This is a genomic window from Pararoseomonas sp. SCSIO 73927, assembly GCF_037040815.1.
Classification (GTDB): domain Bacteria; phylum Pseudomonadota; class Alphaproteobacteria; order Acetobacterales; family Acetobacteraceae; genus Roseomonas.
In genome coordinates, this window is record NZ_CP146232.1 from 4,383,277 (window position 1) to 4,404,154 (window position 20,878).

The following is a 20,878-nucleotide window of genomic DNA, read 5'->3' on the forward strand; positions in this document are numbered from 1 at the left end:
CCAACCCCCATGTCGGCGCTCCTGGAAATCGGCATCCTCATCCTGCTGGTCCTGCTGAACGGCGTGTTCAGCAGCAGCGAGCTGGCGATCGTCTCCTCCCGCCGAGCCCGGCTTCAGGCGCTGGAGAGGGGTGGTTCGGCCGGGGCCCGCGCCGCCCTGGCCCTGGCGGACGACCCGCAGCGCTTCCTGCCCACCGTCCAGGTCGGCATCACCCTCATCGGCGTCGTCGCCGGAACCTTCGGCGGTGCCCGCCTCTCCTCCACCCTCGGACCCGTGCTGAACGCCATCCCCGGGGTCGCACCGTACGGCGAGGAGGCGGCGATCTTCGTCGTGGTGGTGCTGATCACCTATCTCTCCCTCATCCTCGGCGAGCTCGTGCCGAAGCAGATCGCTCTGCGGAACCCGGAGAGCATCGCCACCTTCGTCGCCCGGCCGATGCTCGCCCTGTCCCGCGTCTCGTCCCCGGTCGTCTGGCTGCTCTCCACCTCCTCCTCGCTCGTCCTGCGCCTCCTCGGCGCGAACAACACGGTCGAGCAGTCTGTCACGGAAGAGGAGGTGAAGGCGGTTGTGGCCGAGGGCGCGGAGGCCGGCGCGCTGGAGACGGAGGAGCGGCACATGATCGAGCGCGTGCTCCGCCTGGCGGACAAGCCCATCCGCGCCCTGATGACCCCCCGGACCGAGATCGTCTGGCTCGACCGCAAGGCGACGCCGGACGAGGTGTCCGAGAAGCTGAAGGGCGAGACGGTCAACCGCTTCATCGTGGCGGATGGCCGGGTGGACAACGTGGTGGGCGTCGTCGCGGCGAAGGACCTGCTGGACCAGATGCTGTCCCGCCAGCCGCTCTCCGTCGCGGCCGCGCTCCGCAAGCCCATGGTCCTGCCGGACAACCTGCCCGCGCTGGACGCGCTGGAGAAGATCCGCCAGGACCCGCTCGGCCTCGCCCTCGTCATGGACGAGTACGGGTCCTTCGAGGGGGTGGTCACCGCCTCCGACCTGCTGGAGGCGATCGTGGGCGAGCTCGGCGCGCCCGACCCGCTGCCCGCGGCCGGCCCCGCGGTGGAGCGCCACGACGGCAGCCTGCTGCTGGACGGCATGATGCCGAGCGACGAGCTCCGCGCCCGGCTGGACCTGCCGGTGCTACCTCAGGCCGGTAGCTACCATACGGTTGCCGGCCTCATGCTCGCCCTGCTCCGGCGCGTGCCGAAGGAAGGGGACCGGATCGTCTTCGGCGGCTGGCGCTTCGAGATCGTGGACATGGACGGGCGCCGCGTGGACAAGGTTCTGGTGGCGCGGGACGAGACGGTTCCGGTCTAGCGGCCCGGCTCCGCTGGCGCGGCGCCGGGCGTCGCCTCAACCGACGGGCGGCCCACCCCAGAGGCGCGATACCGTCGGCCCGCAGCCCCCTTCGGGCTCCAGGGGTGGCGGGGTAGGGCCGGGATCCCTATCCGGTGCTGCGCCCTCAGCTGATGCCGGCCGTCTTGAAAGCGCGAAGCGGATCGGGACGATAAATGTCTCGGTCCCGGTCGTCTTCGCGGGCGGGAAAAGGGGAACGGTCACCGTGCGGGCCATGTGCAGGGCTTGCCGGTCAAGATCGGCATCGCCGGAGCTGCTGACCACGCAGGCGCGGAGGACCGCCCCGTCCTCCCGCCGGACGGTGACGTGGACCCGGCTCATCCCTTCGACTCGCCGCTCCTTCGCGGGAAGCGGATAGTTCTGGACCGCGGCAAGGTTGATGACGAGCTGCTGGACCAGCTCCTCCATCGAGGAGGTGGGGAGCCGCGCGGTTACGGGGGGCCGCGGCGCACAGCCCCGGCTCAAGACCTCGACCGTGCCGCGCCTGCTGACCGCGGATGAGAGCTGCCGGCCGCTGAACGGTCCCGAGCGGACCTCGAGCTGGAAGCACCAGGCACCATAGGGAGCATTCCAGGCCGCGTGCCGCACCACGGCATCCGACGGCGTGACCCCGAGGCGCACGAGCAGTGCCGAGAGCGCCGCGTCCTGGTTCCCGACGGGACGGCCCGGCTCGGCTGAGGCCACGGAGGAGAGAAGGAGGCCCGCCGCTATGAGGCGTCGCATCGCAACCGCCTCAGGCCCGCCGGCTCGCCCAGTGCGCCTGGATCGCGCCGAGTATCAGCCCGCCGATCATGCCGACGTGCTCGGTCGCCGTGTGGAAGGCGACCAGGCCCCGCACGCCCTCCAGGCTCCAGAAATGGTGGACGATGGGGATGGTCAGTGCGGTGAAGACGGCCAGTGCGCCGGCGCCGATCCAGGCGTGGCGCCCGTGGATGACGAGCCCGGACCCGACGAGCTGGGTGATGATGACGGCGACGGCGAAGGGCGCGGTCGGGTGCAGGCCGAACATCCCCATCTCGGCCTGAGCGCCGGAGAAGTCGATCAGCTTCGCCAGCCCGCTGCCCCAGTAGGGGAAGGTGAGGAGAATCCGGGCGAGCACGCCGAGGACGCGGCTGTCCAGGATGGCGGCAATGGGCCGCGGCGTGGCCGTCATGCGATGATCCCCTGAAGGGCTCCGCCCCGGAGGGGGCGGGGCAGTTTCCCCGGCCCGCACCATGCTTCGCCCGGCTTGGTTCCGCCAGACGACCGTTACGCCAGGCGGATCACCCGCCGGCAGCCGCGGAGCGCGCGATGGGGGCCACGAACTGCGGCTCCGTGTCCCAGGGGAAGAGGATCCAGGTGTCCTGGCTCACCTCGGTGACAAAGCTGTCCACGAGGGGGCGGCCGGCGGGCTTGGCGTAGATGGTGGCGAAATGGGCGCCGGGCAGCATGCCCCGCACCACCCGGGCGGTGGTGCCGGTGTCCACCAGGTCGTCCAGGACCAGCCAGCCCGTGCCATCCCCGGCCGCCACCGGCGACTTTGCCACGGTCGGCTCGCCCCGGTTCTGCTCCTCCCCGTCCTTGCCGTAGGTGATGACGGAGACGCTCTCGATCAGGCGGCAGTCCAGCTCCCGCGCGACGATGGCGGCGGGGATCAGGCCGCCGCGGGTGATGGCGACGATGCCCTTGAAGCCGCCTCCCTCGGGCCCCTTGCCGTGCAGGCGCCAGGCGAGGGCCTTGGCGTCGCGGTGCAGCTGGTCCCAGGTGACGGTGTAGTAGCGGGGCGGGGCCATTCCTTCGGTCCTCTCAGAAGTGCCGGGTCAGAACATCCGGGCGCCGTCCGGCACGGGCAGGTCGGGGCGCAGCAGCACCACCGCCCCGGCCTCATCCGGCAGGCCGAGGGTCAGCACCTCGCTGGCGAAGCCGGCAATGCGTCGCGGGGGGAAGTTCACGACTGCCAGCACCTGCCGGCCGATCAGCGCCTCCGGCGCGTAGTGAACCGTGATCTGGGCGGAGGAGCGGCGGGTGCCGATCTCCCCGCCGAAGTCGATCCAGAGCTTGATGGAGGGCTTGCGGGCCTCCGGGAAGGGCTGGGCGTCCACCACCGTGCCGGCGCGGATGTCGATCCGGTCGAAATCCGCGACGCTGGCAAGGGGGCTCGCGGCGGGGGAGGCGTTCGGCGCGTCTTCCATCCCGCGCCATTAGCGGAGGGGGCGGGCGCTTGGAAGGTGGGGCGGGCCCCGCAGGCCGCGCATCGGCCCGGTTCGGTGCCCGCCCCGGCTTCCTCCCGCGGGGCGGGGGGCGTATTCGGGAGGGGAGCAGGACCAGTCCCGAGGAACGACCATGCGCGACCTTCACCTTCCCGGCCGCAGCCCGGCCATGGCGCTGAACGCCATGGCCGCCACCTCCATGCCCGCGGCGACCCTGGCCGCGCTGGAGACGATGCGGGCGGGCGGCAACGCCATGGACGGCGCGATCGCCGCGGCCGCCGTGCTGGCGGTGGCGGAGCCGCAATCCACCGGCATCGGCGGCGACTGCTTCTGCCTCTACGCCCCGGCCTCGGGCGGCGTGGTCGCCATCAACGGCTCCGGCCGCGCCCCGGCCGCCGCGACGCCGGAGGCGCTGCGGGCCGCCGGGCTGACGGCGATGTCCGCCACCTCCGTCCATTCCGTGACGGTCCCCGGCGCGATCTCCGCCTGGGAGGCGCTGAACAAGGCGCACGGGCGGCTCGGGATGGACAAGATCCTGCAGCCCGCCATCGGCTACGCGGAACAGGGCTTCGCCGTCTCCTCCCGCGTCTCGGCGGACTGGGAGGACAATGTCGGCAAGCTCTCCCTCCAGCCGCAGACGGCGCGGCGCTTCCTGAAGGATGGCGGGCCGTTCCGGTTCGGCGACCGCTTCGTGCAGCCGGAACTCGGCGCGACGCTGCGCGCCATCGCCAAAGACGGGGCTCGCGCCTTCTACACCGGCGCCATCGCGGCCGACATGGTGAAGACCCTGCGCGCCGCCGGCGGCCTGCACACGGAGGAGGACTTCGCGGAGGGGATGACCGCCGCGGAGTTCGTCGATCCCATCTCCCGCAAGTGGCGGGACATGGAGGTGTTCCAGTGCCCGCCCAACGGCTCCGGCCTGCTGGTGCTGATGCTGCTGGGCATCCTGGAGGGCTTCCCCGAGCCGGCCGGCCCGCTGGACGCGGTGCGGATGCACCGCCACCTGGAGGCCGCGCGCCTGGTCTATCGCGACCGCGACGCCTTCCTCGCCGATCCCGCCCAGGCCCGGGTGCCGCTGGATCGCCTGCTGTCGGATGGCTACCTGGACAAGCTCCGGGGCATGATCAGCGACGACCGCGCGATGGTGGACCTGCCCCCGGCCGGCGATGCGGACTGGGAGAAGCACAAGGACACCGTCTACCTGACCGTGGTGGACAGCGACGGCAACGCCTGCTCCTTCATCAACTCCCTCTTCGAGGGCTTCGGCTCCGGCATCCTGGCGGAGGGCTGCGGCGTGATGCTGCAGAACCGCGGCTACGGCTTCCGCCTGCAGGAAGGGCACCCGAACTGCATCGCCCCGCGCAAGCGCCCCATGCACACCATCATCCCGGGCATGGTGATGAAGGACGGCAAGGCGATCATGCCCTACGGCGTGATGGGCGGGCACTTCCAGCCCATGGGCCAGACCTGGTTCCTGACGAACCACTTCCAGTTCGGCCTGGACGTGCAGGAGGCGCTGGACCTGACGCGCGTCTTCCCCAGCGTCGGCGCCAACCACCGCGACGTGGAGATCGAGAACGGCCTGCCGCCCGCGCTGCGCGACGCCCTGGCCGCGCTGGGCCACCAGCCCAAGCCGATCAAGAAGCCCCATGGCGGCGGCCAGGCCATCCTGATCGACCGCGAGAAGGGCGTGCTCATCGGCGGCTCCGACCCGCGCAAGGACGGCTGCGCGATGGGCTACTGAGCCCGGCCGGCGCTTCCCACGGGCCGCGGCACCTGCCACGGCCCTTCCCCTACAGCCCCTGATCCCCCGGACCGCCGATGACCGAGCCCTGCGACCTCACCGCCCTCGAAGCCCGCCGCCTGATCGGGGCGAAGAAGCTGTCCCCGGTGGAGCTTCTCGACTCCACCCTGAAGCGGATCGAGGAGGTGAACCCCGCCATCAACGCCGTCGTCGCCGTCGACGAGCGGGCGCGGGGCTGGGCGAAGGACGCCGAGGATGCGGTGATGCGGGGCGACCGGCTCGGCCTCCTCCATGGCCTGCCGATCGGCATCAAGGACCTGGAGGACACGGAGGGGCTCGTCACCACCTTCGGCAGTCCGCTTTTCAAGGACAACGTGCCGAAGGAGGACCTCTCCTCCGTGGCCCGCATCCGCGCGGCGGGCGCGGTGATCACGGCGAAGACGAACACGCCGGAATTCGGCGCCGGCGCCAACACGCGCAACGCCGTCTACGGCGCCACCGGCAACCCGCACGATCCCACCAGGTCGGCGGCCGGTTCCTCCGGCGGCTCCGGCGCCGCCCTGGCGGCGGGGATGTTCGCGATCTGCTCGGGCTCCGACACGGGCGGGTCCCTGCGGAACCCGGCGGCCTTCAACGGCATTGTCGGCTTCCGCCCGAGCCCGGGCCTCGTCTCCACGGAGCGCAAGGGGCTGGGCTGGCAGAACCTTTCGGTCCTCGGGCCGATGGCGAACAACGCGGCGGACACCGCGCTTCTCCTCGCAGCCATGGCCGGGGACGACGTGCGCGACCCGCTCTCCTACACCCTGCCCGGCGAGGCGGTGCGGGCGCGGCCGGAGCGCTGGACCCCGCTCGCGCCGCTCGACCTCTCCTCCCTCCGCGTCGCGGCGACCGAGGATTTCGGCCTGGCGCTGGTGGAGAAGACCGTCCGCTCGGCGTTCCGTGAGCGCGTGGCGGCCCTGGAGCCCCTCTTCGCCCGGATCGAGGAAGGGACGCCGGACTGCCGCGGTGCCAACGAGGCCTTCGAGATCCTGCGCGCCCTCAACTTCCTCGCCGCGCACCAGGAGAAGGTCGCGAAGACGCCCGACCTCGTCGGGCCCAATGTGCGGGCGAACGTGGAGGAGGGGCTGGGCTATTCCGCGGCCGACGTGGCGCGCGCGGGGGTGCTGCAGACGCAGCTGTACCAGCGCTGGCAGCGCTTCTTCGAGGCCGGGACCGACCTGATCATCGCCCCTGCCATCACGATCTCCCCCCGCCCCTGGACGGAGCTCTTCCCGCGCGAGATCGACGGGCAGCCGACCCGCACCTACTTCCACTGGCTCGCCATGGCCTACATCGTGACGCTGACGGGCCACCCCGCCATTTCCATCCCCATGGGACGGGACGCGCTGGGGATGCCCTTCGGCCTGCAGATCGTCGGGCCGCGCGGGGGCGACGCGCTGGTGCTGCGCGCGGCGGCAGCGATCGAGTCGGCCTGCGCGGGCGACGCGCTGCTCTCCCGCCCTCAGGCCGATATCGGGGCGCTGCGGAAGGCGCCGCCCATCGCCTCCATGCCGGGCTTCCTCGGCTTCGACTGAGGGGGCGGTGCGGACCGGGGGCGCCTGACGCGACTTCCGGGTGGAGGCGACGGACCGCCACGGACACCTGTCCGTGACGCCGACGCTCCCCGCAGGTCTCCTCACTGGCGCCGCCGGCATCAACGGCGGCGCTCTCCGGGCTACCAGCGCCGGTAACCGTAGGGGCGGCCGTAGTAGCCGCCGTAGCCGTAACCGCGCGGCGCGTAGGCGTAGCGCGGACCGTACCCGTAGCCGTGGCCGTAGTAGCCCGGCCCGGAGGAGGCGATCGCCGCCCCCGCCGCCGCGCCCAGCCCGGCGCCGACCAGCGCCGAGCCCGCAACGTTCGGCTCCCCGTAGGGGCCGTAGCAGCCGCCGAGCGCCAGCCCGGCCACCGCGAGCGCCGCGAGACGCGCCTTCACCGCCAGTTCCTCCCGTGACCGCCGGCGTAGGAGCGGCCGGGGCCGCCGTAGGAACGTTCGCCACGGCGCGGGGAATGTCGGCGGTACCCGTCATCATTCGTGGAAGCGACTGCCAGCCCTGCCACCAGGGCCGCCCCGGCGCCGAGGGCGAGGGTGCTGCCCCAGTCGGTCGTGCCGTCCGGGTTCTGGCATCCGGCCGTGGCCAGGGCCGCGGCGAGGGCGAGGGCGGGAAGGAAGCGGGGCTTCAGGCGGGGCATCATCTGGGGGGACCTCCGATGCCGCCAGATATCGGCTCCCCTGGTGGCATCCGCGCGGCGGCCCGGTGGCGGCGCGCGGCGGGACGAAGGTGATTTCGTGGCGGCAACCTTCTCCCGGGTCGCCGCCCGCCGTTCAGCCCCGCGGTCCGGAGAAGGCGTTGAAGGTCTGGAGCGTGTAGGTGTCCTTGATCCCCGGCACGGTCTGGATCCGCTCCACGACGAAGAGGCCGATATCCTGCTCAGGCTCCAGGTAGAACTTCCCGAGAAGGTCGTACTGCCCGCTCGTCGAGTGCATCTCCGAGAGCTCGGGGACCGTGTCCGCCATCTCCCGCGCCACACGGTAGGCCGCCCCCATCTCGCACTTGATCATCACGAAGATCGCTCTCATCCGGCCCTGCTCCCGTCCGGCGCGCAGGATGCCGCCGCGCGGGCGGGGTTCCAAGCCTCTCCCGGGAAAGCCCTGGCGCCGGGCTGCGCCGCGCGGTCCTTTGCCCGCAGCCGGGCCGGAACTGGCATGGAGGAACGGCGTCCTCCGCAAGCGTCCAGGCCCTTTGCCGAGAAGGAACCCACCCACCGGCGGTTGGCGGCCCACGCGCCCCGTCCTAGTCTCCGCCCCCTCCGGCGAGGGTCGGAGGGGGTAGGGGACAGGACACGATGGACGGCAGCACGAAGGGCACGGCCCGCGGACGCACGGGCGGGCAGCTTCTGGCGGATGCGCTGGTGGCGCAGGGCGTGACCCACGCCTTCCACGTGCCCGGCGAGTCCTTCCTCGACCTGCTGGACGGGCTCTACAACGTCCAGAACCGCATTGAGCTGACCACCTGCCGCTTCGAGGCGGGCGCCGTCCACATGGCCGAGGCGCACGGCAAGCTCACGGGCAATCCCGGCGTGGCGATCGTGACCCGCGGCCCCGGCGCCTGCCACGCCAGCATCGGCGTGCACGTGGCGATGCAGGACAGCACGCCGCTGGTCCTCATCGTCGGCCAGATCCCCTTCGCCGAGACGGACCGGGACACCTTCCAGGAGGTGGACTACCGCCGGATGTTCTCCCCGCTGGCCAAGTGGGTGACCCAGATCGACGACGCCCGCCGGGTGCCGGAGCTGATGGCCCGCGCCTTCGACGTGGCGCGCAGCGGCCGCCCCGGCCCCGTGGTGGTGGCGATCAGCGAGGAGATGCAGAAGCAGATGGTGGACGTGCAGGACATCGGGCCCGCGCCCGTCCTGCCGGCCTTCCCCGCGCCCCACGCCATCCCGCGCCTGCTGGAGCTGCTGGACGGGGCGAAGCAGCCCGTGCTCGTCCTCGGCGGCACCGGCTGGTCCGAGGAGGGCAAGGCGGCGATCCGCGACTTCGCCATCGCGCATGACCTGCCGGTGGCCGTCGGCTTCCGCCGCCTCGGCCTTTTCGACGGCACCTCGCCGAACTTCGCCGGCGACCTCGGCGTCGGCTCCGATCCCGGCCTCGTCGCGCGGGTGAAGGAATCGGACCTCGTCATCGCTGTCGGCACGCGGCTCGGCGAGGCGACGAGTCAGGGCTACACCCTGTTCCCGGAGGGCGAGACGAGCCCGATCGTGCAGGTTCACCCGGATCCGGCCGAGATCGGCCGCGTGTTCCGCCCGGTCCTCGGCATCACCGCCGACCTTAACGCCTTCTCCGTGGCGCTGAAGGCCGGCGCGCCCGGAAAGCCGCGCCCCTGGGGCGAGTGGACGAAGAAGCTTCGCGCCGGGCGGGAGGCGAGCGTCGCCGCGCCGGAGTACGAAGGGCCGCTGAACTTCGCCCGCGCCCTGCAGGCGCTGGAGAAGGAGCTGCCGGAGGACACGGTCTTCACCGTGGATGCCGGCAACTTCGCCACCTGGCCGCAGCGCTTCATGTCCGTGCGGGAGAAGCAGGAGTTCCTGGGCCCGACCAACGGCGCCATGGGCTACTCCGTGCCCTCCGGCATCGGCGCCGCCATCACCTATCGCGGCCGGCAAGTGATCAGCTTCGTCGGCGACGGCGGCTTCCTGATGACGGGGCAGGAGATCGCCACCGCCTTTCAGGCGGAGGTGGCGCCGATCGTCATCGTGGTGAACAACGGGCAGTACGGCACGATCCGCATGTACCAGGAGCGCCACTACCCCGGCCGCGTCTCCGGCACGCTGCTGAAGAACCCGGACTTCGCGCGCTTCGTCGAGGCCTTTGGCGGCCATGGCGAGGTGGTGACCGAGACGGACGAGCTGGTGCCGGCCTACCAGCGCGCCCGCGCCAGCGGGAAGCCCGCGATCATCGAGGTGCGGATGAGCGCGGAGCAGATCACCAACCGCCAGACGATCACGCAGATCCGCGCGGCCGCCGCGAAGGCCTGATCGCCGCCGGGCGGGCTGGAAGGCCCGCCCGGGACAGGGGGTCAGCCCCGCTTCACGTTCCAGAACGTGGCGAAGCCCGGCAGGACGCCCGTGATGTCGGTGCGCCAAGCCGTCGGCTGCAGGTGCTGGCCGAGCGGGTAGAAGGGAACCTCCTTCATCGCCTCCAGCTGCATATCCCGCGTGATCGCCTTCTGCGCGGCCTCGTCCGCCGCGTCGAACCAGCTGTTCCGAAGCTCCTCCAGGCGCGGGATCGTCGCCCAGCCCGCGTAGCCGGCCTCGCCCGCGCCGCGCAGGGCGAAGTGGCCGCCCGGGTGCAGCCAGTCCGCGCCGACCCAGGTGGTCACGAAGGCGCTCCACCCGCCGTCGGAGACCGGCCCCTTGCGGTTGCGCCGCTGGAGCATGGCGTTGAACTCGACCGTGTAGGTCTCCACGTTCATGCCGACCTGCCGGAACATGTCCTCCATGACAGCGCCGTGCGCGATCAGCGCCTGCGAGTTGGAGGGGGTCATCAGCAGAACCGTCTCGCCCTTGTAGCCGGCAGCGGCGAGGTCGCGCTTCACCTTCGCCAGGTCGCGCCGGCCGTTCAGCGGTTCCAGCCCGGCCTCCGTCGCCAGGGGCGTGCCCGGGCAGAAGAAGCCGAGGGGCACGCGGTACATGGCGGGATCGGTCGGCCCCACCACCGCCTGCACGGCCGAGGTCTGGTCGATGGCGCCCCAGAGCGCGCGCCGGATCGCCGGGTTGTTGAAAGGCGCCTGCAGGTGGTTCACCTGCATCATGGAAACGAAGCCGGTCGGGTCGGAGACGGAGACCCGCACGTTCCGGTTCCGCCGCATCAGCGGCAGCTGGTCGTGGTAGGCGTATTCCAGCCAGTCCCGCTCCCCGCTGATCAGCGCCGTGGTGGCGGTTGAGGGATCGGGGATGGTGTGCCACTCGACCCGGTCGAAGTTCACCACCTTCGGGCCGGCGGTCCAGGTGGGGGTGCCGCTCGGGCGGGGCACATAGCCCTCAAACTTCGTGTAGACATTGAGCGAACCGGGCACGCGCTCATCGGCCTTGAAGCGGAAGGGGCCGCTGCCCGTGATCTCGGACACGGGCCGGAAAGGGTCCGTCTCCGCTAGCCGCGCCGGCATCATGGCGCAGACCGGCGTCGCGGCCTTCCCCAGCGCCAGCGGCAGGAGCGGGAAGGGGCGCTTCAGGCGGAAGCGGATGGTCCGGTCATCGGGGGCGGAGAGCTCGTCCGTCGCGGCCATCAGCGTGCCGCCCATCGGATCGCGCGCGGCCCAGCGCCGGATCGAGGCCACGCAGTCCCGGGCCAGTACGCGCTCCCCGTCGTGGAAGCGCAGCTCCTCGCGGAGCGTCAGGGTCCAGAGCCGGCCGTCCTCCTCGGTCCGGTGGCCCTCCACCATCTGCGGCACGGGCTGGTACTTGTCATCCATCCCGTAGAGCGTGTCGTACACCATGTAGCCGTGGTTGCGGCTGATGTAGGCCGTGGTGGTGACGGGATCGAGGACGATGAGGTCCTGCTGCGGGATGAAGCGCAGCGTGCTGGCGGATTGCGCGCGCGTGATGGCCGGCGCGGCCGCGGTGGAAAGGGCGAGGCCGGTGGCCTTCATCAGCGTGCGGCGATGCATCCGCGGTCTCCTTCGGTCGGCGACGCTTCCCCTGCGCCGAGATCAACACGCCCGGCGGGGGAAGGCCAGGGCCTTGCGCGTCGCGGTGCTAGCGCGCGCGGGCGAGGATGCGCTCCGCGCGCATCCGCACCGGCGCGTCGATCATCATTCCATCCACCGAGACGGCGCCGCCACCCCCGGCCGCCATGACCTTCCCTGCCCACTCCACCTCCGCGGCGGAGGGCGCGAAGCCCCGCAGCGCCGGCGCCACCTGCCGGGGGTGGATTAGCAGCTTGCCGCCGAAGCCCAGCTCCGCCGCGTGGCGGGCATCGTCCTCAGTCAGGGCGTCGTCGCCGATCGCGGCCGTCACCCCGTCGATCGGCGCCCCGATCCCGGCGAGGCGGGAGGCGAGGACCAGCTCGGACCGGGCGAGGAGCAGGGCCTGCCGCGTGTGGGCGCAGCCGAGGTCGGCGGCGTAGTCGAGGGAGCCAAAGCCGAGCCCCGCGACGCCCCCCGCCGCGATCTCCCGCGCGGCGGCGAGGCCGCGGGCAGATTCGATGAGTGCGATCACGTCCATCGCCCCGATCATCCGGCGCATGCCCTCGATGGTGACGGGGTTCTCCGCCTTCGGCAGCAGGATGCCCGCTAGGTCGGACTCGGCCAGGGCGACAAGGTCCTCCGCGTGCCAGGGCGTGCCGGCCGGGTTGATCCGGACAAGGACGGGGATGCCTTCCAGCTGCGCCGCCGCGGCGTTCGCGCGGGCCGCCGCCTTCTCCTCCGGCGGAACGGCGTCCTCGAGGTCGATGATCACGGCATCGGCGCCGGAGGCGGCGGCCTTGGCGAAGCGTTCCGGCCGGTGGCCGGGGACGAAGAGCGGGGCGGTGGGGGTCATGCGAACTCCGCGCGGATGCTGTCGCTGTGCTGGCCGATGGCGGGCACGGGGCCGAGATCCCGCGCCCCGTCGCTGAAGAGCGCGGCGGGCGCCGCGACCGGGACGGGGCCTCCGGGCGTATCGAGGACGATGCGCCGCAGGGCCGGGTGCCGCGCCAGCCCTGCCACGTCGTTGACGAGGCCGTAGGCCGTGCGCGCCGCGCGCAGCCGCGCCGCGCACTCATCCCGCGTGAGGGCGGCGAAGACCGCGGCGATGTGCGCGTCCACCGCCGGCCGGTTCGCGACCCGCTCGACGTTGCTGCGGAAGCCCTTCCGCCCCGGCAGCTCCGGCTCCAGCAGGAAATGGGCGCAGAAATCCGTCCATTCCCGCTCGTTCTGGATGGAAATGAGCACGGGGACGCCGTCGGCCGTCTCGAAGGCGCTGTAGGGGCAGATGGAGGGGTGGGCGAGGCCGACCCGCTGCGGCTCCCGCCCCGTGCCCTCGTAGTAGACCAGCGGCACGTTCATCATATCCGCCATCCCGTCGAAGAGGGAGACGGCGATGCCCTTACCCCGCCCGGTGACGCCGCGCTCGATCAGCGCCTCCAGCACGGCGGCGTGGGCGTTCATCCCGCAGGCGATGTCGCAGACGGAGACGCCGACCCGTCCCGGCCCTTCCGGCCGGCCGGTGACGCTCGCCAGCCCGCTCTCGGCCTGGACCAGCAGGTCGTAGGCCTTCATGGCGGCGTACTCCCCGCTCTCGCCGTAGCCGGAGATGTCGACGGTGATCAGGCGCGGATGGGCGGCGCGCAGCTCCGCACTGCCGAAGCCGCCGCGCGCCGCGGCGCCGGGGGCAAGGTTCTGGATGAACACGTCCGCCCGGGCGGCGAGGCGCCGCAGCAGGGAGAGGTCCTCCGCCCGCTTGATGTCGAGGACGAGGCTCTCCTTCCCGCGGTTCAGCCAGACGAAGTAGCTGGACGAACCCTTGGCGGAGGCGTCGTAGCCGCGCGCGAAATCGCCCTCCGCGCGCTCGATCTTGATCACCCGCGCCCCGGCATCCGCCAGCCTCGCCGAGCAGAGCGGCGCCGCCACCGCCTGCTCCATGGCGATGACGAGGAGCCCTTCGAGCGGCCGAGACCCCGCCATGCCTAAAAGCTCCGGGGCAGGCCGAGGATGTGCTCGGCCACGTAGGAGAGGATGAGGTTCGTGCTGATCGGCGCCACCTGGTAGAGCCGCGTCTCCCGGAACTTGCGCTCCACGTCGTACTCGTGCGCGAAGCCGAAGCCGCCGTGGAACTGGAGGCAGGCATTGGCCGCCTCCCAGCTCGCCTTCGCCGCCAGGTACTTCGCCATGTTCGCCTGCGCGCCGCAGGGCTGGTTCGCGTCGAAGAGCCGGCAGGCCTCGAAGCGCATCAGGTTGGCGGCCTCGATCTCGATGTAGCTCTCGGCGATGGGGAACTGCACGCCCTGATTCTGGCCGATGGGGCGGCCGAACACCGTGCGCTCTTTCGCGTAGGGCACCACCTTGTCGATGAACCAGTAGCCGTCGCCGATGCACTCCGCCGCGATCAGCGTGCGCTCCGCGTTCAACCCGTCCAGGATGTACTTGAACCCGCGCCCCTCCTCGCCGATCAGGTTCTCGGCCGGGATCTCCAGGTTGTCGAAGAAGATCTCGTTCGTCTCGTGGTTCACCATGTTCTCGATCGGGCGCACGGTCATGCCTTTGCCGATCGCGTCCCGCAGGTCCACGAGGAAGATGGACATCCCCTCGGACTTCTTCTTCACCTCCGCCAGCGGCGTGGTGCGGGCGAGCAGGATCATCAGCTCGGAGTGCTGGACGCGGGAGATCCAGACCTTCTGGCCGTTCACCACGTAGCGGTCATTGCCCTGCCGCACCGCCGTGGTCTTGATCTTCGTGGTGTCGGTGCCGGTGGTCGGCTCCGTCACGCCCATGGATTGCAGCCGCAGTTCGCCGGTCGCGATCTTCGGCAGGTAGCGCGCCTTCTGCTCGGCCGATCCGTGCCGCAGCAGCGTGCCCATGTTGTACATCTGCCCGTGGCAGGCACCGGAATTGCCGCCGGAGCGGTTGATCTCCTCCATGATGATGGAGGCCTCGGTCAGCCCCAGCCCGGAGCCGCCGTACTCCTCGGGGATCAGCGCCGCGAGCCAGCCCGCCTTCGTCAGCGCGTCCACGAAGGCCTCGGGGTAGCCGCGCTCCCGGTCGACCCTGCGGTGGTACTCGGCCGGGAATTCTGCGCAGAGGGCGCGGACGGCGTCGCGCAGCTCCTGGTGCTCGTCGGTGCCGGCCTGCATCGCGCTCCCCCCTCGTTCTCTGGCCCCACTCTTGCCGCCGGACCGGGCCCGGCGAAAGGGGGTCAGCCGCCGAGCGGCAGGCGCTCCGCGATCAGGAAGGGTGCGCCCGGCGCCGCCTGGGTGAAGAGACACAGGGAGGTCACGCGCCGGGGCCGGGCCGGGACCTCGCCCAGATGGGCGAGCAGCACCGGGCGGATCGCCGCGTCCTGCTCCGGCGTCAGCCTCTGTGTAAGCGTGACGTGGAAGCGCCACTCTCCGAACACCTGCGGGTAGCCCCAGCGGTGCAGGTTGTAGCGCCCGGCCGCGTCCAGCCGCTCCGGCCGGCGGCGGGCGGTCTCGGCCTCGGTCGGCGGGGCGCGGTGGGCGTCCAGCGTCGCCACGCAGGCATCGGCGAGGCCCTGCAGGGCAGGGCAGGGGGCCGATTCACGCAGCGCCAGGAAGCCGCCGAGGGAGGCCAGCTCCAGCGGCGGCAGATCGAAGGGCGCGGTGCCCGCGGCCAGTGCCGCCGCCTCCTCCCGCATCGCCGGGAAGGATCCGGCCAGCCGGAAGGGCGGCTTCAGCGTGGCGTGCAGCCCGTAGCCGCGCGGATCGGCCGTCAGCGCCGGCAGGTCCATCCCGGCCAGCGCCGGCTGGGGGATGACGGCGCCCGTCTCCGCATCCCGCCCCAGCCACGTGCTGCCCAGCCGGTGCAGCGGGTCGTCCAGTTCCGGTGCCCAGTAGAGGGCGGCGCGCATCGGCCCGGTTCCGGCGCCGCTCAAGCGATCCGCGCCCCGCCACGCCAGACGGCCTGCACCACGGGCATGCCGCCGAACTCCCGCACCCGCACCAGGTCCGCGCGCAGGCCCGGGGCGATCCGGCCGCGGTCGTCCAGGTGAAGCGACCGGGCGGGATTATCCGTCACCGTCGCCACAGCCGCGGGAAGCGACATCCCCGCCACCTCCGTCAACCGCCAGGCGGCCTCGATCATGGCGGGCGGCACATAGTCGGAGGCGATGATGTCCACCAGCCCCTCCCGCGCGAGGTCCGCCACGGCGACGTTCCCGGAGTGGCTGCCCCCGCGCACGAGGTTCGGCGCGCCCGCGATCACGGCCATGCCGTGCGCCCGGGCCGCGCGGGCCGCCTCCAAATTCACGGGAAATTCGCTGATCTCGATCCCGTCGGCCGCATTGCGGGCCACCACCGCCGCATCCCAGTCGTCGTGCATGGCCACCGGAATTCCGCGCCCCTCGAACAGCGCCAGCACCGCACGCCGGTGCGCCTCCGCGAAGCGCTCCCGCTGCGCCGTCAGTTCGGCGATGCGGTTGTCCACCTCCTCCGGGGTGCGCCCGGCCTTCACGCGCATCCTCTTGTAGTGCTCGGCATTCACGTACTGGCCGACGCCGGGGGTGTGGTCCATCAGGCTGACCATCCGCAGGTGCGGGTCGTCGTGGAACTCCTCCAGCATCGGCAGCATGTCCGTCGCCGGCAGCTCGCAGCGCAGGTGCAGGAAGTGCTCCGTTTTCAGCACGCCGGCCGCGGTGAGGTCGCCGAGGTCGCGGATGCCGTCCCGCGCCGTCTGGAGCCGGCTCTCGTCGAAGCCGAGATCGCCGAGGCAGAGCGCGTCCAGCACCGTGGTCACGCCCGCCACCGCCACCTGCCCGTCATGCGCCAGGAAGGCGGAGACGGAGGGCCAGCGCGCCATGCTGCGGGGCAGGACCTGGCGCTCCAGGTTGTCCGTGTGCACGTCCACCACGCCGGGGATGAGGTGGTCGCCCCCGAGGTCGATCGCGCCGGGCGCGGCGCTGCGGCCCGGCGCCACCTCGGCGATCAGCCCGTCACGCAGCAGAAGGGTGCCTTCCTGCACCCGGTCGGGCAGCACCAGCCGGGCGTTGGTCAGGATCGTCTCTTGGTTCATGCCCCCCTTCTGCCCGAGCCGCGCGCCAGGGCAAGTCCACAACCCTGCCTACTTGTCTAGACAGGAGAAGGGCGCGCAGGATCGCGCAGGGGAGGGCGGCATGGCGCAAGGCGGATCAGAGGAGGGGAACTGGACGAGAGGGGCCCGCGCCGGAGCGATGGTCCTGTGGCGGCAGATCGCGGCCTCGCTGGAGGCGGCCATCGCCGCCGGGGAGCACGCGCCGGAGGACCGCCTGCCGAGCGAGGGCGTGCTGGCGGCGCGCTTCGGGGTGAACCGCCACACCGTCCGGCGCGCGCTGGAGTCGCTCGCCCGTCGCGGCCTGATCCGCACGGAGCAGGGAAGGGGCAGCTTCGTCGCGGGTGAGGTGATGGACTACCCGCTGCACGGCCGCACCCGCCTCTTCGAGACCATCCGGACGCAGCGGCGGCAGCCGGACAGCCGGATCCTGCGCCTGGCCGCCATGCCGGCGGCGCCCGCGGTGGCCGCCGCGCTCGGGATCGGGCGCGGCCTGCCCGTGCTGCGGGTGGAGCGGCTCGGCCTCGCGGACGAGCGGCCGCTCGTGCTCGGCACCCACCATCTGCCGCTGCCACGCTTCGCCGGGGCCGAGGCCGCGCTGCGCGCCGCCCCCTCCATCACCGCCGCGCTGGCCGCCTGCGGCGTGGCCGACTACCGCCGCGCCAGCACCCGGATCACCGCGCGCCTGCCGACTGGCGAGGAGGCGGCGCGCCTGCGCCAGTCCCGCGCCCGCCCCGTTCTGGCGAGCGAGGCGGTGAACATCGACATGCAGGGACGGCCGGTGGATTTCACCCTCGCCTGCTACGCGGCCGGGCGCGTTCAGGTGCTGGTGGAGGAGACGCGGCGGGATGCGGTACCGAATGCCTGAAACGGCGGAGGGGGAGGCGCCGTGCGGCGCCTCCCCCTCCTGAAATGGCTCCCCGAGTTGGACTCGAACCAACGACCTAGCGATTAACAGTCGCGTGCTCTACCAGCTGAGCTATCGGGGATCAGACCCGTTCTCCACCCCCTGGTGAGGGGCAGCGGGGCGCGCCGGATACCGCCTCCTTCCCCCCTTTGCAAGAGGCCTTCCCGAAGGAAGCGCCACAGGGGAAGGCGGTGGAGGCCTGAGCGGGAATCGAACCCACATTCACGGATTTGCAGTCCGTTGCATCACCATTCTGCCATCAGGCCGGCACGCCCGCCGCATATCGCCTTCCCGGCCCCTCCGGTCAACCCGCGTCGGCGTCGTCCATTCCTTCCCAAGCTCTTTGGCCACAGCAGGGCACCATCCCGCGCGCGGGACCGTGAGCGCGCTTCCAAGCCGGGGGCGACGCGCCTATAAAACCGATCGGTTCAGTTGATGGGGCAGCGGGCGGCATGGACTTCGCCGAGGCGCGCAGGCGCATGGTGGACGGGCAGGTGAAGCCCAACCGGGTGACGGATCCGCGGATCTTCCTGGCGATGCAGGAGGTCCCGCGCGAGCTCTTCGCGCCGGAGGCGATGCGCGCGCGCGCCCTGTCGGACGAGGACCTGCCGCTGGGGAACGGCCGCGCGCTGGCGCAGCCCATGACCGTCGCGCGGCTGCTCCAGCTCGCCGCGCCGCGGGTGGGGGAGCGGGTGCTGGTCCCCGCCGCCGGCACCGGCTACGCCGCCGCCCTGCTGGCGCACATGGGCGCGCAGGTCATCGCGCTGGAGCAGGATCCAGGGCTCTCGGGCCTCGGCGCCGCCGCGATCGCCGCCGCTGGCCTGCCGCCGGGATCGCTGCGCCAGGAGGCGGGCGCCGCCACGGCGGGCTTCCCCGCCGGCGGCCCCTACGACCTGATCTTCCTCGACGGTGGCGTGCCCGCCGTGCCGCCGGCCCTCGTCGAGCAGCTAACGGAAGGCGGCCGCGTGGTCGCCATCCGCATGGCGCCGGGCGAGCCGGGCTCGGCCATCCTCGGCCGCCGCGCGGGGGGCGGGCTGCGGATCGAGGAGGCCTTCGACCTGCGCGGCACGGCCATCCCGGCCTTCGCGCCGAAGCCGGGCTTCGTGCTGGCCTGAAGGGGCGGCCCCGCAGGGTTCAGGAGGCGGAAAGGGTTCCCCCGCCATCCTGCCCTGCCGCGAAGGGGGGCGGTTACATGGGAACCAGGACAGGGTGGCAGGCCTGGTGCCCGGGGGGCGCGGGCGGCCATGAGGGAAAGCAGCCGATGATCCGCAGCCATGCCCCGCGCCGCCGGGAACCTGCCGCAGGCGCGCCCGGCCGCGAGCCCGCCCAAGGGCCCGCCCACGCGCCTGACCGGGCGGGGCGCCGCGCGCCGCGCGCCTGGCTAGCCCCGGCGCTCGGCCTCGCCGTGCTCGCGGCGCCCGCCCTCGCCCCCGCGGCGGCACGGGGCCAGACCCTGCAGGAGGCGCTGGCCCAGACCTACGCCAACAACCCCACCCTCGCCACGGCGCGCGCCCAGCTGCGCGTGGTGGACGAGAACGTGCCGCAGGCCCTGGCGGGCTGGCGCCCCACCGTCTCCGTCACCGGCAGCGCCGGCTACGGGACGGGCAGCACCCGCCAGCTCGCCGCCAACAACTTCGGCCAGCGCGTTGGCGTGACCACGGATACGGAGCGCGCCATCGGCTCCGTCCAGGCCACCGTCACCCAGCCGCTCTATCGCGGCGGCCGCACCGTGGCCGCCACGCGGCGGGCCGAGAACCAGGTCATGGCGCAGCGCGCCCGCCTTCTGGCGACTGAGCAGCAAGTGCTGCAGGACGCCGTCTCCGGCTACGTGAACGTTATCCGGTTCCAGGAGGAGGTCCGCCTCAACCTGAACAACGCCCAGGTGCTGCAGCGCCAGCTGGATGCGACGAACGAGCGCTTTCGGGTGGGCGAGATCACCCGCACGGACGTGGCGCAGGCGGAGAGCCGCCTGGCCGGCGCCCGCGCGTCCCGCGCCGATTCGGAGGGGCAGCTCCAGAACGCCCGCGCCGTCTTCCAGCGCGTGATCGGCTCCGCCCCCGCCCGGCTCACCGCGCCCCAGCCCCTCTCGCCCGCGGCGCGCACCAACCAGGACGCGGCCCAGGTGGCGGCGCTGAACAACCCCGCCGTGGTCGCCGCCCTGTTCGACGAGGCGGCGGCGCGCGACTTCATCGACGTCCAGCTCGGCGCCCTGCTGCCCCAGGCCAGCCTGCAGGGCCAGGCGCTGCGCAGCGACAACCAGACTCTGCCCGGCTTTCGCAGCACGGGCGAGCAGATCGTCGCCACCGTGACCGTGCCGATCTACCAGGGCGGCGCGGAGTACGCGCTGGTGCGGCAGGCCCGGCAGGACGCGGCCCGGCTGCGGCAGGTGGTGGACGACCAGCGCCGCACCGCCTCTGCCCAGGCCGTCCAGGCCTGGGAGACCCTGCAGAGCACCCGCGCCACGGTGGACAGCGTGCGCGCCCAGATCCGCGCCTCCGAGATCGCGCTGGACGGCGTGCAGCGCGAGGCGGTGGTGGGCAGCCGGACCACCCTGGACGTGCTGAACGCCGAGCAGGAGCTGCTGAACGCCCGCGTCTCCCTCGTGCGCGCGCTCACGAACGTGGTCACCGCCAGCCACTCCCTCGCCCAGGCGGTGGGGCGGCTGACGGCGCGGGACCTGCGCCTTCCCGTCGCGCTCTACGACACGGAGGCCTATTACAGGGCGGTGCGCGACCGCTGGGCCGGGCTCGGCGATTACACCGCGCCACAGCCCGTCCAGCAGTAGGAGCCCCGCATGTCCGGCGCCGCCCCACCCGGCCAGGATCCGTCGATGGAGGACATCCTCGCCTCCATCCGCAAGATCCTGAACGAGGAGGAGCCCGCGCCTCCCCCGGAGGCAGCGCCCGCCGGCCGGCCGAACCCTGCGCCGGTTGCGGCGCCGCAGCCCGCGCCGGAACTGGAGCCGGAACCGCTGGAGCTGACGGAGGCGATGCTGGTGGCCCCGCCCGCCGCGGCGCCGGCGCCGGCGCCCGCCACGGCGCCGCTGGAGGCACCGCCCGAGCCGCCCGCGCCGGCGGCGGCCCCGATGCCCCCGCCGACGCCGGATCCCGAGGTGCCGGAGGGGCTGGGCGAAGGCTTGGTGGCGCCCGCGACGGCCGCGGCCGCCGCGGCCCTGATTGGGCAGCTCGCCCGCACCGTGGCGGCGGAGCGCGCCGCACCGGTGTATCGCGGTGGTCCTTCGATCGAGGACGTAGTGCGGGAGGAGGTCCGGCCGGTGCTGAAAGCCTGGATGGACGCCCACCTGCCCGCCCTGGTGGAACGGCTGGTGAGAGCGGAGATCGAGCGGGTGGTCAGCCGGTCCCTGGGCTGAGGCCGGGACCAGTCCGAAAGGGCAGGGCAGGGGGGCGCCGAT

At 72.6% G+C, this 20,878-nt stretch carries 21 protein-coding genes and 2 tRNA genes; 8 read left to right on the forward strand and 15 right to left on the reverse strand.

All coding sequences use genetic code 11. The features are described from left to right. Nucleotides 1-9: 9 nt before the first annotated feature. On the forward strand, nucleotides 10-1,314 hold the full coding sequence (locus VQH23_RS20660; protein ID WP_338662552.1) for a hemolysin family protein: 1,305 nt from the start codon (nucleotides 10-12) through the stop codon (nucleotides 1,312-1,314). Nucleotides 1,315-1,350: 36 nt separating this feature from the next. On the opposite strand, the gene VQH23_RS20665 is transcribed toward VQH23_RS20660, so the two are convergent. The 4 genes from VQH23_RS20665 to VQH23_RS20680 form a co-directional block, all read right to left on the reverse strand. Beyond that, a complete protein-coding gene (locus VQH23_RS20665) occupies nucleotides 1,351-2,076 on the reverse strand; it encodes an energy transducer TonB (RefSeq protein WP_338662553.1) in 726 nt (241 codons plus the stop codon). Between the two features lie 10 nt (nucleotides 2,077-2,086). Then, nucleotides 2,087-2,506: a DoxX family protein gene (locus VQH23_RS20670; RefSeq protein WP_338662554.1), complete on the reverse strand. Its 420-nt coding sequence runs from the start codon at nucleotides 2,504-2,506 to the stop codon at nucleotides 2,087-2,089. A 109-nt stretch (nucleotides 2,507-2,615) separates the two neighbouring features. Further along, a complete protein-coding gene (gene gpt / locus VQH23_RS20675; protein ID WP_338662555.1) occupies nucleotides 2,616-3,125 on the reverse strand; it encodes a xanthine phosphoribosyltransferase in 510 nt (169 codons plus the stop codon). Between the two features lie 27 nt (nucleotides 3,126-3,152). Continuing rightward, nucleotides 3,153-3,524 carry a tRNA-binding protein gene (locus VQH23_RS20680; RefSeq protein ID WP_338662556.1) on the reverse strand — a complete coding sequence of 124 codons (372 nt, stop codon included), beginning with the start codon at nucleotides 3,522-3,524 and terminating at the stop codon, nucleotides 3,153-3,155. A 151-nt stretch (nucleotides 3,525-3,675) separates the two neighbouring features. Between VQH23_RS20680 and VQH23_RS20685 the strand changes: the two genes are divergently transcribed. Further along, nucleotides 3,676-5,286 (forward strand): gamma-glutamyltransferase family protein, encoded by a 1,611-nt coding sequence (locus VQH23_RS20685; RefSeq protein ID WP_338662557.1) that lies wholly within the window; start codon nucleotides 3,676-3,678, stop codon nucleotides 5,284-5,286. A gap of 77 nt (nucleotides 5,287-5,363) precedes the next feature. Then, on the forward strand, nucleotides 5,364-6,860 hold the full coding sequence (locus tag VQH23_RS20690) for an amidase family protein (protein ID WP_338662558.1): 1,497 nt from the start codon (nucleotides 5,364-5,366) through the stop codon (nucleotides 6,858-6,860). A 140-nt stretch (nucleotides 6,861-7,000) separates the two neighbouring features. Here VQH23_RS20690 and VQH23_RS20695 read toward each other — a convergent pair whose 3' ends face one another. The 3 genes from VQH23_RS20695 to VQH23_RS20705 all read right to left on the reverse strand — a co-directional run bounded on the left by VQH23_RS20695 (nucleotide 7,001) and on the right by VQH23_RS20705 (nucleotide 7,903). Further along, nucleotides 7,001-7,258: a hypothetical protein gene (locus VQH23_RS20695; RefSeq protein WP_338662559.1), complete on the reverse strand. Its 258-nt coding sequence runs from the start codon at nucleotides 7,256-7,258 to the stop codon at nucleotides 7,001-7,003. Next, entirely contained in the window at nucleotides 7,255-7,518 is a 264-nt protein-coding gene (locus tag VQH23_RS20700) for a hypothetical protein (RefSeq protein ID WP_338662560.1), read from the reverse strand. Before VQH23_RS20700 ends, VQH23_RS20695 begins: the two co-directional genes overlap by 4 nt. A gap of 130 nt (nucleotides 7,519-7,648) precedes the next feature. Continuing rightward, nucleotides 7,649-7,903, reverse strand: a complete 255-nt coding sequence (locus tag VQH23_RS20705) for an Lrp/AsnC family transcriptional regulator (protein WP_209372627.1) — start codon at nucleotides 7,901-7,903, stop codon at nucleotides 7,649-7,651. Between the two features lie 266 nt (nucleotides 7,904-8,169). Here VQH23_RS20705 and VQH23_RS20710 point away from each other — a divergent pair, with 266 nt between their 5' ends. After that, nucleotides 8,170-9,858 (forward strand): thiamine pyrophosphate-dependent enzyme, encoded by a 1,689-nt coding sequence (locus VQH23_RS20710; RefSeq protein ID WP_338662561.1) that lies wholly within the window; start codon nucleotides 8,170-8,172, stop codon nucleotides 9,856-9,858. Between the two features lie 41 nt (nucleotides 9,859-9,899). On the opposite strand, the gene VQH23_RS20715 is transcribed toward VQH23_RS20710, so the two are convergent. The 6 genes from VQH23_RS20715 to VQH23_RS20740 all read right to left on the reverse strand — a co-directional run bounded on the left by VQH23_RS20715 (nucleotide 9,900) and on the right by VQH23_RS20740 (nucleotide 16,544). Continuing rightward, nucleotides 9,900-11,489 (reverse strand): ABC transporter substrate-binding protein, encoded by a 1,590-nt coding sequence (locus tag VQH23_RS20715; RefSeq protein WP_338662562.1) that lies wholly within the window; start codon nucleotides 11,487-11,489, stop codon nucleotides 9,900-9,902. A gap of 88 nt (nucleotides 11,490-11,577) precedes the next feature. After that, nucleotides 11,578-12,360 (reverse strand): CoA ester lyase, encoded by a 783-nt coding sequence (locus VQH23_RS20720; protein ID WP_338662563.1) that lies wholly within the window; start codon nucleotides 12,358-12,360, stop codon nucleotides 11,578-11,580. Continuing rightward, nucleotides 12,357-13,484: a CaiB/BaiF CoA-transferase family protein gene (locus tag VQH23_RS20725; protein WP_338662564.1), complete on the reverse strand. Its 1,128-nt coding sequence runs from the start codon at nucleotides 13,482-13,484 to the stop codon at nucleotides 12,357-12,359. Before VQH23_RS20725 ends, VQH23_RS20720 begins: the two co-directional genes overlap by 4 nt. A gap of 2 nt (nucleotides 13,485-13,486) precedes the next feature. Beyond that, complete coding sequence (locus VQH23_RS20730) at nucleotides 13,487-14,650, reverse strand: acyl-CoA dehydrogenase family protein (protein WP_338662565.1); 1,164 nt, start codon at nucleotides 14,648-14,650, stop codon at nucleotides 13,487-13,489. Nucleotides 14,651-14,712: 62 nt separating this feature from the next. Beyond that, entirely contained in the window at nucleotides 14,713-15,384 is a 672-nt protein-coding gene (locus tag VQH23_RS20735; protein ID WP_338662566.1) for a DUF1045 domain-containing protein, read from the reverse strand. 20 nt (nucleotides 15,385-15,404) lie between these two features. Beyond that, nucleotides 15,405-16,544 carry an alpha-D-ribose 1-methylphosphonate 5-triphosphate diphosphatase gene (locus VQH23_RS20740; RefSeq protein ID WP_338662567.1) on the reverse strand — a complete coding sequence of 380 codons (1,140 nt, stop codon included), beginning with the start codon at nucleotides 16,542-16,544 and terminating at the stop codon, nucleotides 15,405-15,407. Nucleotides 16,545-16,644: 100 nt separating this feature from the next. Here VQH23_RS20740 and phnF point away from each other — a divergent pair, with 100 nt between their 5' ends. Continuing rightward, nucleotides 16,645-17,427 carry a phosphonate metabolism transcriptional regulator PhnF gene (phnF, locus tag VQH23_RS20745; RefSeq protein ID WP_338662568.1) on the forward strand — a complete coding sequence of 261 codons (783 nt, stop codon included), beginning with the start codon at nucleotides 16,645-16,647 and terminating at the stop codon, nucleotides 17,425-17,427. Nucleotides 17,428-17,472: 45 nt separating this feature from the next. Here the strand turns inward: phnF and VQH23_RS20750 are convergent. Both VQH23_RS20750 and VQH23_RS20755 read right to left on the reverse strand, forming a co-directional pair. Next, nucleotides 17,473-17,548: transfer RNA gene (locus tag VQH23_RS20750), tRNA-Asn, on the reverse strand. Between the two features lie 110 nt (nucleotides 17,549-17,658). Beyond that, a tRNA-Cys gene (locus VQH23_RS20755) sits at nucleotides 17,659-17,732 on the reverse strand. Between the two features lie 186 nt (nucleotides 17,733-17,918). On the opposite strand from VQH23_RS20755, the gene VQH23_RS20760 reads away from it, so the two are divergent. From VQH23_RS20760 to VQH23_RS20770, 3 genes are all read left to right on the forward strand, one after another. Beyond that, nucleotides 17,919-18,581, forward strand: a complete 663-nt coding sequence (locus VQH23_RS20760; protein WP_338662569.1) for a protein-L-isoaspartate O-methyltransferase — start codon at nucleotides 17,919-17,921, stop codon at nucleotides 18,579-18,581. A 146-nt stretch (nucleotides 18,582-18,727) separates the two neighbouring features. Beyond that, nucleotides 18,728-20,251 carry a TolC family outer membrane protein gene (locus tag VQH23_RS20765; RefSeq protein WP_338662570.1) on the forward strand — a complete coding sequence of 508 codons (1,524 nt, stop codon included), beginning with the start codon at nucleotides 18,728-18,730 and terminating at the stop codon, nucleotides 20,249-20,251. Nucleotides 20,252-20,260: 9 nt separating this feature from the next. Further along, nucleotides 20,261-20,836: a DUF2497 domain-containing protein gene (locus VQH23_RS20770; RefSeq protein ID WP_338662571.1), complete on the forward strand. Its 576-nt coding sequence runs from the start codon at nucleotides 20,261-20,263 to the stop codon at nucleotides 20,834-20,836. The last annotated feature ends 42 nt before the right edge of the window (nucleotides 20,837-20,878 follow it).

Bases quoted from the DNA above. Each gene is read 5' to 3' on its own strand.
- VQH23_RS20660 (WP_338662552.1), top strand. From the start codon at position 10: ATGTCGGCGCTCCTGGAAATCGGCATCCTCATCCTGCTGGTCCTGCTG.
- VQH23_RS20665 (WP_338662553.1), bottom strand. From the start codon at position 2,076: ATGCGACGCCTCATAGCGGCGGGCCTCCTTCTCTCCTCCGTGGCCTCA.
- VQH23_RS20670 (WP_338662554.1), bottom strand. From the start codon at position 2,506: ATGACGGCCACGCCGCGGCCCATTGCCGCCATCCTGGACAGCCGCGTC.
- gpt (WP_338662555.1), bottom strand. From the start codon at position 3,125: ATGGCCCCGCCCCGCTACTACACCGTCACCTGGGACCAGCTGCACCGC.
- VQH23_RS20680 (WP_338662556.1), bottom strand. From the start codon at position 3,524: ATGGAAGACGCGCCGAACGCCTCCCCCGCCGCGAGCCCCCTTGCCAGC.
- VQH23_RS20685 (WP_338662557.1), top strand. From the start codon at position 3,676: ATGCGCGACCTTCACCTTCCCGGCCGCAGCCCGGCCATGGCGCTGAAC.
- VQH23_RS20690 (WP_338662558.1), top strand. From the start codon at position 5,364: ATGACCGAGCCCTGCGACCTCACCGCCCTCGAAGCCCGCCGCCTGATC.
- VQH23_RS20700 (WP_338662560.1), bottom strand. From the start codon at position 7,518: ATGATGCCCCGCCTGAAGCCCCGCTTCCTTCCCGCCCTCGCCCTCGCC.
- VQH23_RS20705 (WP_209372627.1), bottom strand. From the start codon at position 7,903: ATGAGAGCGATCTTCGTGATGATCAAGTGCGAGATGGGGGCGGCCTAC.
- VQH23_RS20710 (WP_338662561.1), top strand. From the start codon at position 8,170: ATGGACGGCAGCACGAAGGGCACGGCCCGCGGACGCACGGGCGGGCAG.
- VQH23_RS20715 (WP_338662562.1), bottom strand. From the start codon at position 11,489: ATGCATCGCCGCACGCTGATGAAGGCCACCGGCCTCGCCCTTTCCACC.
- VQH23_RS20720 (WP_338662563.1), bottom strand. From the start codon at position 12,360: ATGACCCCCACCGCCCCGCTCTTCGTCCCCGGCCACCGGCCGGAACGC.
- VQH23_RS20725 (WP_338662564.1), bottom strand. From the start codon at position 13,484: ATGGCGGGGTCTCGGCCGCTCGAAGGGCTCCTCGTCATCGCCATGGAG.
- VQH23_RS20730 (WP_338662565.1), bottom strand. From the start codon at position 14,650: ATGCAGGCCGGCACCGACGAGCACCAGGAGCTGCGCGACGCCGTCCGC.
- VQH23_RS20735 (WP_338662566.1), bottom strand. From the start codon at position 15,384: ATGCGCGCCGCCCTCTACTGGGCACCGGAACTGGACGACCCGCTGCAC.
- VQH23_RS20740 (WP_338662567.1), bottom strand. From the start codon at position 16,544: ATGAACCAAGAGACGATCCTGACCAACGCCCGGCTGGTGCTGCCCGAC.
- phnF (WP_338662568.1), top strand. From the start codon at position 16,645: ATGGCGCAAGGCGGATCAGAGGAGGGGAACTGGACGAGAGGGGCCCGC.
- VQH23_RS20760 (WP_338662569.1), top strand. From the start codon at position 17,919: ATGGACTTCGCCGAGGCGCGCAGGCGCATGGTGGACGGGCAGGTGAAG.
- VQH23_RS20765 (WP_338662570.1), top strand. From the start codon at position 18,728: ATGATCCGCAGCCATGCCCCGCGCCGCCGGGAACCTGCCGCAGGCGCG.
- VQH23_RS20770 (WP_338662571.1), top strand. From the start codon at position 20,261: ATGTCCGGCGCCGCCCCACCCGGCCAGGATCCGTCGATGGAGGACATC.